The organism is Streptomyces sp. PU-14G (genome assembly GCF_041028275.1).
Lineage (GTDB): Bacteria > Actinomycetota > Actinomycetes > Streptomycetales > Streptomycetaceae > Streptomyces.
This window is the reverse complement of the sequence record NZ_JASKYT010000160.1, coordinates 1-14,881: the sequence shown is the minus strand read 5'-3', so window position 1 is coordinate 14,881 and position 14,881 is coordinate 1. Positions and strand designations below refer to the sequence as shown.

Annotated in this window: 12 protein-coding genes, 1 tRNA gene and 2 pseudogenes; 6 read left to right on the top strand and 9 right to left on the bottom strand. The window is 69.9% G+C overall.

The genetic code is table 11. From position 1 onward, the window contains the following. Positions 1 to 310 precede the first annotated feature (310 nt). A complete protein-coding gene (locus tag AB8Z75_RS19390; RefSeq protein WP_369203660.1) occupies positions 311 to 2,539 on the top strand; it encodes a DEAD/DEAH box helicase in 2,229 nt (742 codons plus the stop codon). Positions 2,540 to 2,650: 111 nt separating this feature from the next. Next, positions 2,651 to 2,723 (top strand) — tRNA-Lys (locus AB8Z75_RS19385). Positions 2,724 to 3,157: 434 nt separating this feature from the next. On the opposite strand, the pseudogene AB8Z75_RS19380 reads toward AB8Z75_RS19385, so the two are convergent. The 6 genes and pseudogenes from AB8Z75_RS19380 to AB8Z75_RS19355 form a co-directional block, all read right to left on the bottom strand. Next, a pseudogene (locus AB8Z75_RS19380) lies at positions 3,158 to 3,484 on the bottom strand (site-specific integrase); the annotation flags it as partial. A gap of 144 nt (positions 3,485 to 3,628) precedes the next feature. Next, the gene (locus AB8Z75_RS19375; RefSeq protein ID WP_369203658.1) at positions 3,629 to 4,744 is read right to left on the bottom strand and encodes a radical SAM protein; all 1,116 of its coding nucleotides are present in this window, start codon (positions 4,742 to 4,744) and stop codon (positions 3,629 to 3,631) included. A gap of 65 nt (positions 4,745 to 4,809) precedes the next feature. Beyond that, a complete protein-coding gene (locus AB8Z75_RS19370; RefSeq protein WP_369203656.1) occupies positions 4,810 to 5,343 on the bottom strand; it encodes a class IV adenylate cyclase in 534 nt (177 codons plus the stop codon). 191 nt (positions 5,344 to 5,534) lie between these two features. Further along, a complete protein-coding gene (locus AB8Z75_RS19365; RefSeq protein ID WP_369203654.1) occupies positions 5,535 to 6,239 on the bottom strand; it encodes a hypothetical protein in 705 nt (234 codons plus the stop codon). Further along, positions 6,236 to 6,700, bottom strand: a complete 465-nt coding sequence (locus tag AB8Z75_RS19360; RefSeq protein ID WP_369203652.1) for a DUF6415 family natural product biosynthesis protein — start codon at positions 6,698 to 6,700, stop codon at positions 6,236 to 6,238. The genes AB8Z75_RS19365 and AB8Z75_RS19360 overlap by 4 nt, the downstream gene beginning before the upstream one ends. An 80-nt stretch (positions 6,701 to 6,780) precedes the next feature. Beyond that, positions 6,781 to 7,197, bottom strand: coding sequence for an ATP-binding protein (locus AB8Z75_RS19355; RefSeq protein ID WP_369203650.1), 417 nt, complete (start codon positions 7,195 to 7,197; stop codon positions 6,781 to 6,783). A gap of 213 nt (positions 7,198 to 7,410) precedes the next feature. On the opposite strand from AB8Z75_RS19355, the gene AB8Z75_RS19350 reads away from it, so the two are divergent. After that, positions 7,411 to 8,670: a helix-turn-helix transcriptional regulator gene (locus AB8Z75_RS19350; RefSeq protein WP_369203648.1), complete on the top strand. Its 1,260-nt coding sequence runs from the start codon at positions 7,411 to 7,413 to the stop codon at positions 8,668 to 8,670. A gap of 14 nt (positions 8,671 to 8,684) precedes the next feature. After that, positions 8,685 to 9,050 (top strand): hypothetical protein, encoded by a 366-nt coding sequence (locus tag AB8Z75_RS19345; protein ID WP_369203646.1) that lies wholly within the window; start codon positions 8,685 to 8,687, stop codon positions 9,048 to 9,050. Between the two features lie 818 nt (positions 9,051 to 9,868). On the opposite strand, the gene AB8Z75_RS19340 is transcribed toward AB8Z75_RS19345, so the two are convergent. The 3 genes from AB8Z75_RS19340 to AB8Z75_RS19330 all read right to left on the bottom strand — a co-directional run bounded on the left by AB8Z75_RS19340 (position 9,869) and on the right by AB8Z75_RS19330 (position 13,705). Then, the gene (locus AB8Z75_RS19340) at positions 9,869 to 10,084 is read right to left on the bottom strand and encodes a hypothetical protein (RefSeq protein ID WP_369203644.1); all 216 of its coding nucleotides are present in this window, start codon (positions 10,082 to 10,084) and stop codon (positions 9,869 to 9,871) included. A 1,310-nt stretch (positions 10,085 to 11,394) separates the two neighbouring features. Continuing rightward, positions 11,395 to 12,702 (bottom strand): MFS transporter, encoded by a 1,308-nt coding sequence (locus AB8Z75_RS19335; RefSeq protein ID WP_369203662.1) that lies wholly within the window; start codon positions 12,700 to 12,702, stop codon positions 11,395 to 11,397. 214 nt (positions 12,703 to 12,916) lie between these two features. Then, positions 12,917 to 13,705 carry an MBL fold metallo-hydrolase gene (locus AB8Z75_RS19330; protein WP_369203642.1) on the bottom strand — a complete coding sequence of 263 codons (789 nt, stop codon included), beginning with the start codon at positions 13,703 to 13,705 and terminating at the stop codon, positions 12,917 to 12,919. 85 nt (positions 13,706 to 13,790) lie between these two features. Here AB8Z75_RS19330 and AB8Z75_RS19325 point away from each other — a divergent pair, with 85 nt between their 5' ends. Together AB8Z75_RS19325 and AB8Z75_RS19320 are read left to right on the top strand one after the other, a co-directional pair. Beyond that, complete coding sequence (locus AB8Z75_RS19325) at positions 13,791 to 14,387, top strand: ABATE domain-containing protein (RefSeq protein WP_369203640.1); 597 nt, start codon at positions 13,791 to 13,793, stop codon at positions 14,385 to 14,387. Positions 14,388 to 14,626: 239 nt separating this feature from the next. Next, positions 14,627 to 14,881: pseudogene (locus AB8Z75_RS19320) on the top strand (hypothetical protein); the annotation flags it as partial.

Genomic DNA, 14,881 nt, shown 5'->3' with positions numbered 1-14,881 from the left:
GACCCGGCCCCACCCGGCCTGAGGCCGGGTGGGGGGTGGGGCCGGGTCCCGAGAGGCCGGGGGCGAGACCGGCACCCTCCGGGCGGCGCCGACAAGCGCGGTGCAAACGGGCGTTCCGACGCCCGTTTGCACCGCGGCGTATCGGCCGCGTATGCTGGTAGATCGTTTGATCCCATTTGCCCGGCGCCATTTCACAGCGCGCCGTGTGGCGCGTTCTCTCCCTGCCGTGGCTGACCGCATCGAGGCGGTTCCTTGCGAATTCACGGAGTTATGGGCGCGTGCCAGTGACTCCGGAAGGTTCTCATTTCGCATGTCTGTAACCACCCATGACGCCGTCGAGCCCGCCCACGCGGACGACGCGGCGGAAGGCACCGTAGGGACGGCCGCGACCGTGGAGGCGGCCGAAGCGACCGCAACCGTGGAGGCGGCCGAAGCGACCGCAACCGTGGAGACGGCGGTCGACGGCGCGGAGGTGGTGACCGAGGCCGCCGAAGCGGTGACCGAGGCCGCCGAAGCGGTGACCGAGGCCGCCGAAGCGGCGGCCGAGCCCACTCTCACGTTCGCCGACCTCGGGCTGCCCGAGGCCGTCGTCCGCAAGCTCGCCCAGAACGGTGTGACCGCCCCGTTCCCGATCCAGGCCGCCACCATCCCGGACGCGCTCGCCGGCATGGACGTGCTGGGCCGGGGCCGTACCGGCTCGGGCAAGACGCTCTCCTTCGGGCTGCCGCTGCTGGCCCGCCTGACGGGCGGCCGTACCGAGCGCAAGCGCCCCCGTGGTGTCATCCTCACGCCGACCCGTGAGCTGGCGATGCAGGTCTCCGACGCACTCCAGCCGTACGGCGACACGCTCGGCCTCAGGCTGAAGGTGGTGTGCGGTGGCACGTCGATGGCCAACCAGATCTCCGCGCTGGAGCGGGGCGTCGACATCCTCGTCGCCACGCCCGGCCGGCTGCGGGACCTGATCAACCGAGGGTCCTGCTCACTGGACGACGTCGAGACGGCCATCCTCGACGAGGCCGACCAGATGGCCGACCTGGGCTTCCTGCCCGAGGTGACCGAGATTCTCGATCTCGTCCCCGAGGGCGGCCAGCGGATGCTGTTCTCCGCCACCATGGAGAAGGAGATCGACTCCCTGGTGCGTCGCTACCTCGTCGACCCCGTCTCCCACGAGGTGGACGCGGCGCAGGGCGCGGTGACGACGATGACGCACCACGTGCTCATCGTGAAGCCGCGCGACAAGGCGCCGGTGACGGCCGCCATCGCCGCCCGCAAGGGCCGCACGATCGTCTTCGTTCGTACGCAGCTCGGCGCCGACCGGGTGGCCGAACAGCTGTGTGAGGTCGGGGTGCGTGCCGACGCGCTGCACGGCGGCATGACGCAGGGCGCCCGCACCCGCACGCTGGCGGACTTCAAGGACGGCAAGGTCAACACGCTCGTCGCCACGGACGTCGCGGCCCGCGGTATCCACGTCGACGGCATCGACCTCGTTCTCAACGTCGACCCGGCGGGTGACCACAAGGACTACCTGCACCGCTCGGGCCGCACCGCGCGGGCCGGCGAGTCGGGGACGGTCGTCTCCCTCGCCCTGCCCCACCAGCGCCGGCAGATCTTCCGGCTCATGGAGGACGCCGGAGTGGAGGCCTCCCGGCACCTCATCGGCCGCGGTGACGTCTTCGACGAGGAAGTGGCCCGCATCGTCGGCGCCCGCTCCCTCACGGAGGTCCAGGCCGAGTCGGCCGTCAACACCGCCCGCCAGGCCGAGCGGGAGGCCAGGAAGCTCAACCGCCAGCTGGAGAAGCTCCAGCAGCGCGCGGCCGAGCTGCGCGAGGAGGCCACGCTGCTGATCGCGCGGGCCGCCCGCGAGCGCGGCGAGGACCCGGATGCCGCCGTCGCGGCTGCCGCCGAGACGGAGGCCGCGCAGGCCGCCGAAGAGGCCCGGGCGGAGGCCGCACGCCAGGCGAAGGCCGAGGCGGAGCGCCGCGAGCGGGAGCGCGCCGAGCGCGACCGCGACCGGGGCGAGCGCGGGGACCGCGGTGGCCGCCCCTCGTACGACCGCAAGAACCGTGACCGCGACCGTGAGCGCGGAGACCGCTCGTACGGCAACCGCGACCGTGGCGACCGTCCCTACGGCCGCGACGGTGACCGCGAGCGCGGCGACCGGCGTTCCTACGACCGTGGGACCGACCGTGGCGGCTTCCGCCGCGACCGTGACCGCGACCGGGACAGGGGCCGCGACGAGCGCCCGTACGGCAACCGCGACCGCGACCGTGACCGCGACCGTGACCGTGACCGCAGGGACGGTGGCAGGGACGACCGTGACGGCGCCCGCGGCGGCTACCGCCGAGACGGTGGCGACCGCGCCTTCCGCCGTGACGGCTTCCGGGGCGGCGACCGCCCCTACCGCCGTGACAACCGCGACGAGCGTCGTCCGCACGGCCGCGGTGGCGACAACCGCTCCACTTCCCACGGCCCCGGCCGCGGTGGCCCGCGTACCCCGGACCGCCGTGCCGACAAGCCCCGCTGGAAGCGCAACAGCTGACGGCTCCCGGCCCGCTGACGCCTGCCACAGGCACTTCGAGCGCGGTCCGAAGGCACGTAACGGGGAATGCCTTCGAACCGCGCCGGACGGCCGGGCTATGCTGCTCGGTGCGGGCCGTTAGCTCAATTGGCAGAGCAGTGGACTTTTAATCCATTGGTTGTGGGTTCGAGTCCCACACGGCCTACCGGTTGCAGGGAGGGTCTAGCCTTCTGACCTGCTACTTCGCGTCCGGGTCCACTCCGGTGGACCCGGACGCTTCGTCGTTGCGGGGCTCCTGCATGAGCATCTGATCGGCTGGCTGTCGAAGCAGTGGCGTTGAGGCACCCTTCGGGTAGCTACCTCTTGGCGTCGCGTAGGGACTGGACGCCCAGAGCAATCAGCATGGCTGCTTCCAACGCCGATGCAGTGATCAGTAGGGCGTTGCCTGCGCTGTTGGACCGGGGGGCGACGAGCGCGACGAAGGGCGTGACCAGGAACGCTGTAAGGTCAACAGCGGTCTGAGTGACCTTGCGCGATGTGCGCCTTCCATTGCTGCGATGGAAGGTACCCCAGCCGAAAGGCGGGCCTCCAGTGCTCGTTTCGTTCGCAAGTCGACGTGCGAGTTCCATGCGGATGTAGCTCCTGGCCCACCGCCTCGCCGCGCCGCAGCCCTCGCGTACTCATCAGGTGGAAGAGGGCGTATAGACGGTCGCCCTCGGCTGCGTCGAGAATGGCGCCGAATTGGGCGGGCGCCCAGACCATGACCGAGCCGGGGATCTCGCCCGTCTCGCGCCGCCGCCGGACGCGCTCGCCGTCCGGAGAAAGGCTTGGCCGCTTGTCGGACCCCAGCTCGACGTGGGCGGCCGGGTTGAACGTGATGAGCTGCCGGGCGATGGCCGAGTTCAGCGCGGCCCGTAGGATGCGGCGGACCGCCTGGCGCGCGGCCGGTCCCGTCTGCTTCCGGAACGACTCCACCCCGTCGCCTGCCTCAGGTCGAACATCCGGGCTGGACGCCCGGTGTATTTGCCGTCTGAAGTCAAACGGCTCGGGTGTCGGATCCGGTGCCTGACGTACAGGTCGCCCGCGCTGGGGCCCAGGCGAAAGGCGTGCTCAGCTTCGGTGTGGCTCCCGACCAGGGGTGCTGTGGAGGGCGGTGAGGCGGGCGGTTTCGTCGTCGCGGAAGTTGCGGACTTCGGTGCAGCGCCGGCTCATGACGAATTCGCCGAGGGGGAGGCAGAGGTCCATGCGCTGGATGCAGATGCCGATCATGAAGGGGCCGTTTTTGGCACGGTACATGCGCACGCCGTAGTAGCCCTCTTGGCAGTCGCGGTCGTTGTTGAAGCGGCAGCCGGTGCAAGTCTCGGGGAGGCGGACGGGGCGGATGCTCTTGGCATAGAGGATGCGGCCGTCCGGGAGACGGTAGCGGGTGCGCTGGTCGGAGGCGCCCGCAGTGAGGATGCGCAGGTCGGGCACGGCGCCCAGGTGGTGGATGACCTCGCGCATGGCGGCGAGGGAGGCGCCGTCGTCCTCCAGGTTCACCAGCATCCGCACGATCACGTCGCGGCCGTGCTGCTCGACGATGCGCAGGACTCGTTCGACGTGCTGGTGGTCGGGGATGACGATGTTGGCCGAGACCTTCACGCCGTGCCGGCAGGCGGTCTCGATGGTGTCCGCGAGGGCGTCGAGCTTGCGGGCGGCCAGGCGGGGTGAGGCGAGGCGGGGTGCTTGGACGGCGGCGAGTTCGTCGGGCGTGGTGCCGAAGACGGACAGGTTGATGCGGTCCAGCCCCGCCTCGGCGCACTCGGGCAGCACGGCCGCGCCGTTCTCGCCGTTGGACGTCAGCCCGACGGTCAGGTCGAGCCGCCTCGCGATGCGGACGAGATCAGGTAAGTCCGGGTGGAGGGTGGGTTCGCCGCCGGTGAAGTGGACCTCGTTGATGGGGAGGCTGCCGCGGACGGCGGCCAGGGCGAGCGCGAAGTCCGAGTCCGCCGGGATGCGTTGGGGGAGGAAGTCGGCGCCGTTGGTGGTCAGGTAGATGGAGACCCTGCCGGAGCGGCCGGGGGCGCCGGTGAAGGCGTCGGGTGGGCGGCCGGTGTTGTCGGTGGCGACGGGGGTGCCTTCGTTGTGGCAGAAGGTGCAGGCCAGTCCGCACGCGTCGATGATCTTTACGCGGAGGGTGCGGTCGGGAACGACCGTGACCGGTACGTCGTCGTGTGGGTCGGGCATCGTTCCGCCTTCCGTGCCCGACCGGGGCAGAGGGGTGCCCCGGTCGGCTGGGTGTGGGGGTGGGGTCAGAAGCGCAGGTCGGTGATGGTGTCGAGGTCGATGTCGTAGCGGGCGTAGATCTTCTGGGTGTTCTCGCTGGTCAGCTCGGATCTGGGGATTCCGAGGCGTTCGGCGGCCTGCCAGACCTGTTCCTCGTCGTCGCCCTCGATCTCCAGGTACGGGGGAATGCGGGGCCAGGTGTCGATCTCCAGCCGCACGCCGTCCAGCAGCCAGGAGCTGCGGCGGTTCTCCTGGTACGAGCGGTGGGTCAGCCCCATGAGGCCCAGGAGGGCGTGGGTGTCCTCGAAGGAGCCGACGCTGGTCTCGGTCTCCTGGGTGCCGTCGATCGCGTCCGAGCTGATCGTCTTGACGCACAGCGTGACCGCGCCGCCCGCGTCGCGCAGCCGTACCCAGCGGCCTTCCCTTGGGGGGATGGGGTCGTAGACGTAGCGACGCATCAGTCGCTCGCCGTGGAAGGTGCCGCCCGCGGACTTGATGCGCGCGGCCATCTCCTCCGGGTCGATCTCCAGGGCCTTGGCCTCGTACTCGACGACGTGCATAGGGTGCCAACTTCCTCTCGTGCGGGATCGGGTAGCGGAGTCTGGCAGGAGTGCGGGATCGAGCAGCCACTCGTTCAACCGGTCCTCCACCGGCACGACGAACGGGCGCGGCACGCTCGCTTGCCGTCTTGGGCTCCACCAGCGAGTCAATGAGCGCCGAAGCTTCCGGATAGCAGCCAAGGTCTTGTCCTTCAGGGAGCGGTACGCAGATCGCGCGGGTTGACGGGGGTGACCTCGCGGAGTTCGCGGATCAGCTTGGAGGCGAGCATCGAGTGCAGGCCCGGGTCGTCTTTGGGCAGCCAGACGTCGGTGTCGCCGTGGTTGAGCCGCCAGCCGTCGACGGTGAGGCGGTAGCTGACCCCGCCCACTCCCCACAGCCGGGGCGCCCTCACCCGCAGCACGGTGAAGGCGCTGCTCTTGGGGCACACGGCCAGCGACAGCCGTGCGTCCTTCGCGCACAGCGGCGGCATCGCGGTCAGCGCGTCCTCCGGCCACGAGGGCGGGTCCAGCTCGTTGCGCCAGTCGAAGAAGAGCCACCCGTCCTTGTTGCGGTCTGCCGGGCCGCCGCATACCTGGCACTTCATCGCCTCCATGCACTCGTACTGCCGCCCTGGGTGCATGGAGGCGAAGTCGGGTCGGCCGACTCCGGACGAGTGCGTGGACCGCGCCCACAGCGCCCCGAACCCGTCACGATCAGAGGGAAGCTCCCGCCCCTGGTAGACCAGCCTGGGAGGCTCGGGCGTGAGAGCGACGGCCAGTGTCGCCTCGGCGACTGTCTTCTCGCTGTCCCACATGGCCACGTACGGGACACGCACGGAGCGACCGGTGCGCGGGTGCTTCGCGTACCTGGGCACACGGCCCGGCCCCAGTGCGAAGGAGGCCGCAGACGGGGTCATGGCGTTGTCACCCCCGTGCCCGGCCAGCCCACTCGTTCCAGGAGCGACAGCAGGTCCCGCGTCGTCCGGGCCGTTTGCCGCGCTGCGGACAGGGGCGGTTGGGGTTCTTCGCCCGCCGCGGCTCTGGCCCTGGCAACCATCTCCGCGACCACGATCCGCCCGGTGTCCAGCTCGGCTTCGGCGGCGTTCGCCATAACATCCAGGTAGGCGTGAAGGGCGTCGGTGGTCGGCCGCAGGTCGACCTCGTTCGCGCAGTCGAAGTGCCGGCTGAGCACGTACTCGACGGTCCGGCGAACGGTCTCGGGCGTCACGGCCAGTGGCTTGTCCTGCTCCTCGGCCTGCCAGCGGCGCATCGCCTCCAGGAAGCGACGAAGGGTCGCGTCGTCGGTGGCCTCTACCGCGACTTCGCCGAAGGCAGGGACCTCGTGATCGCATGCTTGTCCTGGCGTCCGGCGTTCCACCGGCGGGCTGTCGGGGACGTGTTCCACCGGCTCGTGTCGGCCTAAGAGAGCGAAGTGGCGAGGTCGTCGGTGGCAAGTCATCACGTACCCGCCTCGTCCGCCAGGTCCGCCCACACGGTCTTGCCGCTCGTGTGCACATCGGTGCCCCACTCGGCTGCGACTGCGGCGACCAGGAGCAGCCCTCTGCCCCTCGTTCCCTCCTCGCTCGGAGACTGCAGCACGGGCCGGACGTGGGACTGGTCCGTCACGCGAATGCGCAATCGATACTGCGCGGGCCACTCGACGCTGAAGACCAAGTAGCGGCCTGAGCCGTGCTGCACCGCGTTCGCGACCAGTTCGGTCGCGACCAAGGTGGCCTCGTTCAGGAGCGATTCGAGGCGCCACACGCGTAGCGCCGTGGCCACCAGGTCCCGGGCGAGGCCCGCGGACTCCGGCACGGACGGAAACGTCTGGCTGTATCCGGGCGCGCCGATCGACGTCGCTCTTGCCGCCGTCATGGTCACAGGTCGTCCCTCCGGGATCGGTCGTTCGACCAGAGCGGCCTCCCCTCACGCAGGGGGTGGTCGCGGGAGCCGGTCCGACTTTCAGGACTCCAGCCAACCGCCGGAGATCGCTGCGAGCCACGGCATCTGTGCGGCAGTCTTGATGCACCTCTGATGCACGGGGCGCACAGCGGGTATAGCCCCGGTCAGGCGGGGAGGGAGAGCACCATGCGGTTGTCCGAACGACGTAAAGCCATGGGCTACAGTCAGGAGAAATTCGCCCATGCGCTCGGCGTCGACCGCACAACGGTCTGTCGCTGGGAACGCGGCAAGACGACGCCCGAATGCGTCCTGCGGCCGAAGATCGCCGAACTCCTGCGCCTGGACATCACCGAACTCGGCCGCATGCTGGACCCACCACCAGCAGCCCACCACGCGCAGCAAGCACAGCCCCTACCCCGTCCCGTTCACGGCCCAGGTGAATCCGACGAAATGATCCGACGCAAGTTTCTGCGCCTGCTCACGGTGACCGGAGCCCTGACCGCCCTGGGCCCCGAGGCAGCCGACGACATAGCGGAAGCCGTCGAGCGCGGCTCGGCCGACGACTACCGCCGCATGAACGAACACCTCTGGCAGGTCTACCAACTGGCCCGCTCGAAGCGTTCCGTCCGCAGCATCGTCCAGGACCAGCTCGACGCGCTCGCCGACGCCCTGAAGACCAGTTCATCAAGGCGGGCCGGCGTGATGTGCGAAGCCGCCGGAGACCTCTTCCAGCTCTACGGCGAGCTGGCCTTCGACAGCAACCGCTACACGGACGCCGCTGCGGCCTACTCCATGGCCGCATCCGCAAGCGACAGCGCGCACGCCTTCGACCTGTGGGCCTGCGCGCTCGTACGCCACGCCTACGTGGACATGTCCGAGCGGCAGTTCACGGAAGCCACCGAGACCCTGGACGTCGCCCGCACCATCGCCACGCGCGGCGACCCCGCCCTGTCCACCCGCTACTGGGCCGCCTCCGTCCAGGCCGAGGCCCACGCGAATCTCGGTGACCTGGACGCCTGCCAGCGTGCCCTCGACGAGGCCCAGAAGGTCACCGACCTCCCCGGCCCCGTCCACAACGGCGGATGGCTCCGCTTCGACGGCTCCCGCCTCCCCGAAGAACGCGGAGCACGCTTCGTCCAACTCGGCCGACTCGATCTCGCCGAGAAGGCACTCAAGAGCGCCCTCGACTCCACCGCCTTGGCCAAGGGAACCTCCTACCGCCGCCGAGGCTCCGTCCTGGTCGACCTCGCACTGATCGGCGCCAAACGCCACGACGCGGAACAGGTCGTCACCCACGGCCGCGAGGCCCTCGCCCTCGCGCGGCAATCGGGCTCGGGCTACGTCGCCCGTAGACTCCAGACGCTACGGGACGATCTGCGCTCCTACGGCCACGACCGCCGCGTAGCCGACCTGGCTGCCGACATCGGCACCCTGCACGCGACATGACGAGAGGGGTAGGCATGACGGACACCGAGGGCGCCCGCCTGTTCCGGGAGACCTGGATCGCGGGAGTCAACAAGCACTACCCGGGCGAACCCAAGGCCAGCTATGTCACGCCCTGGGAAGACACTCCGGACTGGGAACGCGAAGCAGCCGGTGCCGTCTACGAGCAGGTGCGCCACTTCCTCGACCTGAGCGCCGGCACCGCCAAGCGCCTCACCCGCGAGCAGAAGGGCCGCTTCGTCGCGACCTGCTGGACGGCCCAGATGTACAAGCACTTCGGCGACCCCAAGCCCGCCTACGTCGCCGACTGGCCCAACCTCCCGGACTGGCAGAAGGAAACCGACGCCGACATCTTCGAAGCCATCTCGGCGGCTGATCGGTAGCGGGCGGCAAGTGGTACGCCGCTGACGGAGCCAGCAAGAGAACGTTGTGCCCGTGCCCGGGTCCGGGTATGCGTATCCGTGGTCGAGAGCAGGGCCCGGACTTGGGCCCTGAGACGGATGGAGATGCCGGTCCATCGCCGTCGCTGTTCTCCGGATCGGCCACCGCCGACGACGCGGGTTGGCTACCGTCCCCTGATGAAGTCACGGGTCGCCGAAACCACTGATGCTTGTAGCTGCCCAGCGAGGGACAGCATCTGTCAGGACTGCGAAGGCGAAGGGTGGGTGACTCCGCCACCTGAAGGCGCACGCCGACGAGGCGCCACTGGGAGTTGCGCTTCGTCCGCCGGACGAGGAGGCCACCGACTGCCGCACGAACCGACGTGCCCTGTGATGCGGAAGCATCCTGAACTCGAATACTTCGCACCGCAGCTCATCAGTGACTCAGGTGATCTCGCGTTCTTCAGCACCGGCAACGCGCTCGCTCGTCCAGAGGTACAGCAACGTCTCGCGCAGCTTCTATTCGGACCGCGTCCCTAACTATCAGTGCCGTTCCGTGGGCAGGTCCCCCTGACTACTGGCGTCAGGAGAGCTGTATCTGTCCCCCTCCTCGACGATGGCGATAGTGGGTCGGCTGAGCGCCCGGTTCAGCTTCCGCAGCAGACTTCTGCGGCGTTCGCTGCGCCAATCACGGGGGGAGCGGCGCCTACCCGCTCGGCGGCGGTGTTCTGCGGTGCGGGGCCTGGTTGAACTGTTCCCCGAGCGCGCTCGACCCTCATTCGGGGCGAAGGTCTCGTGAGCCCAACACGACGTCCTCGGCGTTAATCACAGACTCTGGCACCTTCGCCTCTGCGAGCAGCGCGGTCGGCTATACCGCAGTTGGGGATGGATACGGTGCCTTGAAGTGATCCGGCCTTGCCGATGAAGTCCTCGACGGTGACCTCTTGCAGCGGCAGCACGTCGAGCAGCCGGTCGGAGCGTAGATCGCACACGAGCACGCGGTACTTGGGAGTGATGTTCCCCGGGATCCCTGACACAGCGCGTACGTCTCCTTACGGTTAGTTCCATTCGAGACGACAGGGGGGGGCCATGTCGGGCTGGGGATTCGTGGCTGAGAGCGTCACTGCGACGCTTACTGGCCTGCTGATCAGCGATACGTACGCGGCGATGCGTCCGCGGCTGAGTGAGACCTTGAGCCGCATACGAGGCAGCGAGAGCCCTCGGATTGAAGAACTCGATCGTCTGCGCGGGGAAGATCCTGCGGTGGTCAGCAGTGCGGTACAGGTATTCGTACAGCGGCTTGAAGCAGTCGACAGTGATCTATTGCGAGAGCTACAGGATGCGTGCCGGGCGCAAGAGCCCCACATGAACATCTACGGAAACAAGATCGTAGGTCCGGCCCAGTTCGGGGGCACTCAGATCGTCAACATGGGAGGTGGATCATGAGCCGGAACTTTGACGCTGGCCTGGTGATTCGCGACAGCGTGATCGTCGGGCCGGCGGCGATCGGTGGGGATCAACACCTGATCACACCTCCTCGAACGCCGAGTACGTCCCAAAGGTCAGTGTCTTCGCAAATCTGGGCAGGAGCCACAGCAGTCTGGACTATGTGTCCGATCATGGTGTGGGCGATGTTCTGTATGTCCGAGGGGCCCCTCCCTGGCCTCGCGGACCTCGCTCATGCGGCTACGCCCTATGCCGTGCTCGCGTGGTTTGTCGCAGTCTGGATGGATGTAGCGTTCTTCTTCCTGCATCGGCACTGGCCCGTGGCTCAGCGAGCAATCACCCACCCCGTCACATGGAACGTACGCCTGTTCGGGGCTGTCTTCGGGCTCGCTGGGTTGGCTGCGTCGATTTACGCGAGCACTCGATAGCGCATCGACAGAATCGCTGCGACATCACCATTTAGGACGAAGCGGTTGGAGATTCAAGTCCCGCCCGCTCCGGAGTCAGTGCTGTCCCGCAAAGTCGTCGGTCATGGCCTTCCCGTGCGTGAGCGATGCGTGAGCGGACGCGCCGCGAGCCGTCCGGACGACACGTCAGTGATCGACTTCCGCGCCGCGCCTGACCTGGTGCGGAAGGATCTCGCGGACGTACCCGTCACCGGTCGGGATGTTCTGACCAGGACTTTTAATCCATTGGTTGTGGGTTCGAGTCCCACACGGCCTACCGGGCCCCTCGGGGTCGGAACCCCCGTTGACCGAGGTCAGCGGGGGTTCCGCCGTTTCCGGGCTCGGCTCGGCATGGCTGGGCGTGGCCGGGTTCGCGGCGCGTCCGGGTTTGCGGCGCGGACGGGTTTGCGGCGCGGGAGGGCTGCGTCGTGGCGATGGACCGGGCGGCGGTTCAGCTACTGCGGGCTGTGACGAGTACTGCGGGCTGTGGCGAGGACCGTTGGCACGATGGCCAGCGCCACGACGCCGCCGGCGGTGGCCAGGACGGGGTAGCCGGCGCCTGCGACGACCACGCCCGAGGCCATGCCGCCCGTGGCGCCCGCGAGGGCGAGGAAGACATCGACCGAACCCTGGGTCTTGGCGCGGGTGGCCGGCGGGACGGCGTCGGTGATGAGCGCGGTGCCGCTGACGAGACCGAGGCTCCAGCCCACCCCCAGCAACGCCAGGGCCACCGCGAACATGGCGACCGAACCGCCGGGGGCACCGGCGGCAACGGCTCCGGCGGCCAGCAGGACCAGCGAGGCGGCGACAGCGCCCGTGAGCCGGCCGTACCGGTCGACGAGCCATCCGGACAGGGGCGCCGGCAGATACATCGCGCCGACGTGGAGGGCGATGACAAGACCGGAGGCGGCGGAACTGTGGCCGTGCTCGTGCAGGTGGATCGGCGTCATCGTCATGATCGCGACCATGACCACCTGGGTGAGGGCCATGACCAGCGTGCCCACCAGTACGCCGGAGCGGTATCGCCGGACCGGCGGTCGCGCCGGAGCGCCGGCGCCGCCCCCGACCCCTTGTCCGTCCCCGTCCCCGTCCCCTTCTCCGTCTCCGTTCTCGGCCCCTTGTCCGTCTCCGTCCCCTTCTCTGTCCCCGCCTTCGGCTGGCCGTGCGTACGCCGCGGCGGGACGCTTCGCTGCCAGCGCGCGGGCCAGCAGCAGCGGGTCGGGACGCAGCCAGATGGCCAGCACCAGTGCGGCTGCCGCGTAGGCGGCGCCTGAGAGAAGGAACAGCCCGGTCAGGCGCGGGAGGCCGAGGGCCTGAGCGAGGTCGCCGGCGGGCGCGGCGAGGCTGGGGCCGACCACGCCGCCCACGGCGGTGGCGACCAGCACGGCGGACAAGGCGCGGGCGCGGTGTTCGGGAGCTGCCAGGTCGGCGCCGGCGTAGCGGGCCAGCAGGTTCGTGGCCGTACCGGCGCCGTAGACGAACATCGCGGCGAACAGCAGCACGGTGCTGTCGGCGAGGGCAGCGACGATGACGCCCGCGCTGCCGAGGGCACCGGCCAGGTAACCGCTGGAGAGCCCCGGGCGACGGCCGCGCGCTTGCGAGATCCGCCCGACGGCGACGGCCGCCAGTGCCGAACCGGCGATGGACAGGGCACTGAGCAGACCGGCAAGGCCGGTGGAGCCGAGCATGTCTTGCGCGAGCAGGGCGCCGACTGTCACACCCGCCGCCAGCCCGACGCCGCTGAGGGCCTGAGCGGCGACCAGGACGAAGAGGACCCGGCGCTGCGCCTGCCCCCGTACGTGTGCCTGCGCTTCCGCTTGCGCCTGCGCGTGGGCCTGCGCCTGCGCGTGGGCCTGCGTCCGCGTCGGTTTCGAAGCCGGCGCCAGCGCACGGGCCGGGGTCGGTGTCGACCTTCGCGTCCCCGTCCCCTCCCGCGTCCGCGTCCGCGGGAGGTTCTCGTCCTCTCCGGCTGTGGGGTCAGCCCTGGTCACAGAAGTCCAGGTGGGCGAGGAGCCCGGCCTCGGTGAAGGCGGCGACCAGTTCCGCTCGGCCCTCGGTGAAGTGCGCCCAACTGTCGTGGTGGACGGGAACCACCCGGCGGGCGCCGAGTATCCGGGCGGCGTCGGCGGCCTGTGTGCTGTCGAGGACGATCAGCGCGCCGTCGAAGAGGACGGGGATGCGGGGAGCCCCGGCGAACAGGAGGGCGGTGTCCACCGGGCCGAACCGTTCGGCGATCTCCTCGACCAGGTCGAGCGAGGCGTTGTCGCCACTGACGTAGACCGTGGGCAGGCCCTCCCCGGTCAGGACGAATCCGACGACCTGGCCGGTGATCGGTTCGACTTCCTCCCGTGCCCCCGGCCCGTGGAGGGCGGGCACGCCGGTGACGGTGACCGTGCCGCCGCCCGGGCGCTCCAGCGTGACCGACTCCCAGTCGGCCAACCCCTTGGCCCCGTCCCCCAGGCGTCGCCCGCCGCCGGGTGTGGTCAGGGTCAGCGGGACGTCCGCGAGCAGTGCTCTGCCGGTGTCGTCGAGGTTGTCGGGGTGCTCGTCGTGGGAGAGCAGGACGACGTCGATCCGGCCGAGGTGGGCCGGGGTGGTGGAGGAAGGTGCCGTCTTGGTCAGCCGGCCGCCGGGCACCTGGTAGTCGCGGGGTGCGTCGAACGTCGGGTCGGTCAGGAATCGCAGGCCGCCGAGTTCGAAGAAGGCGGTCGGGCCCCCGACGACGCGGATGGGGATCTGTTCAGTGGACAGAGGGGTGCCAGTCATCAATACCTCACGGATGCAGGGTTGTTGATCCGTGAGGAAAGCTAGCGAGGTATCACGGATGAGCGCAAGCCTTACCATGAGATACATGGAGGAGAGTCCGGCCGCCGAGTCCCTGCCACCTGCCCCCGGGGCGGAGGAGAACGTCGCCCTCGATTTCGTCAACAGCGCCATCGCGCTCCCCGGAGGGCACTTCATCGATCTCCTCGGCACCCCCGAGGACACGAACCGATGGCTCACCCAACACGGCCTTGCGCCGGATGACGCCGGGGTTCAGGAGATGTGCGCGACGCAGCTGCGCTCTCTGCGTGAACACCTCAGGTCCCTGTTCGCCGCTCACGTCGCCGGGCTGCCCGCCCTGCCCGCGGCTCTGTCCGCCGTCAACGGTGCACTGAGCAGAGCTCCCACGGCCGCCCTGCTGTACTGGGACGAGAAGACCGGTCCTTACCGGGCGGCACCGTGCCCCACCAACGAGATCCTCGACCGCGCTCTCGCAACCCTCGCGGCCAACGCGGCCGACCTCCTCACCGGCCCCGACGCCGACCGCCTCACCGGCTGCGGTTCCGCCCCCTGCAACCGCTACCTGCTGCGCCGCGGTCGCCGCCACTGGTGCTCCACCCGCTGCGGCGACCGCGCTCGCGCCGCCCGCGCCTACGCCCGACGCACCCAGCCGAGAGCGGACTGACGGTCCCCTGCCGGGCCGGAAGCGCGCCGCCCGCCGCTCGCAGGCGGTTGCGGACGGCGCTGCCCGCGGGTGGTGCTGACGGCGCCGCCCGCAGACCGTCGCGGACGGCGCTGCCCTCGGAGGGGTGGACGGGGAGAAACGCGGGGGTTCGCGTGAACCTTTTCGCCGGGCCCGCCAGCGAACTCCGTGTACAGCCCAGAAGCGGGGGACAGCGGCGGACCAGGGAGTTGACGGCGGCCATGGCAGGGGAACAGAACATCGTGACCGGGCAGGACGGGCGGGAGGTCGCCGGTGGGGGCAGGGCGCCGCGGCGCGCGCGGCGCGGTCTCGCCCGGCCGGCCAGGATCGCGACGGCCACGGCGGCTCTGGCCGCGGCGGGCGCCCTGCTGACGGCGTGCGGCGGGCAGAACGGCGACGCGTCCGCAGCTCACCAGGCGGGTGCCGCGGCCCCGGCAGGTTCCGTACAGAGCGAGGGCACTGGAGGGAACGGGGGC

Excerpts from the sequence above, each read along its gene's own strand:
- AB8Z75_RS19330 (WP_369203642.1), bottom strand. The coding sequence starts at position 13,705 with ATGACTGGCACCCCTCTGTCCACTGAACAGATCCCCATCCGCGTCGTC.
- AB8Z75_RS19350 (WP_369203648.1), top strand. The coding sequence starts at position 7,411 with ATGCGGTTGTCCGAACGACGTAAAGCCATGGGCTACAGTCAGGAGAAA.
- AB8Z75_RS19355 (WP_369203650.1), bottom strand. The coding sequence starts at position 7,197 with ATGACGGCGGCAAGAGCGACGTCGATCGGCGCGCCCGGATACAGCCAG.
- AB8Z75_RS19345 (WP_369203646.1), top strand. The coding sequence starts at position 8,685 with ATGACGGACACCGAGGGCGCCCGCCTGTTCCGGGAGACCTGGATCGCG.
- AB8Z75_RS19375 (WP_369203658.1), bottom strand. The coding sequence starts at position 4,744 with ATGCCCGACCCACACGACGACGTACCGGTCACGGTCGTTCCCGACCGC.
- AB8Z75_RS19390 (WP_369203660.1), top strand. The coding sequence starts at position 311 with ATGTCTGTAACCACCCATGACGCCGTCGAGCCCGCCCACGCGGACGAC.
- AB8Z75_RS19365 (WP_369203654.1), bottom strand. The coding sequence starts at position 6,239 with ATGACCCCGTCTGCGGCCTCCTTCGCACTGGGGCCGGGCCGTGTGCCC.
- AB8Z75_RS19325 (WP_369203640.1), top strand. The coding sequence starts at position 13,791 with ATGGAGGAGAGTCCGGCCGCCGAGTCCCTGCCACCTGCCCCCGGGGCG.
- AB8Z75_RS19370 (WP_369203656.1), bottom strand. The coding sequence starts at position 5,343 with ATGCACGTCGTCGAGTACGAGGCCAAGGCCCTGGAGATCGACCCGGAG.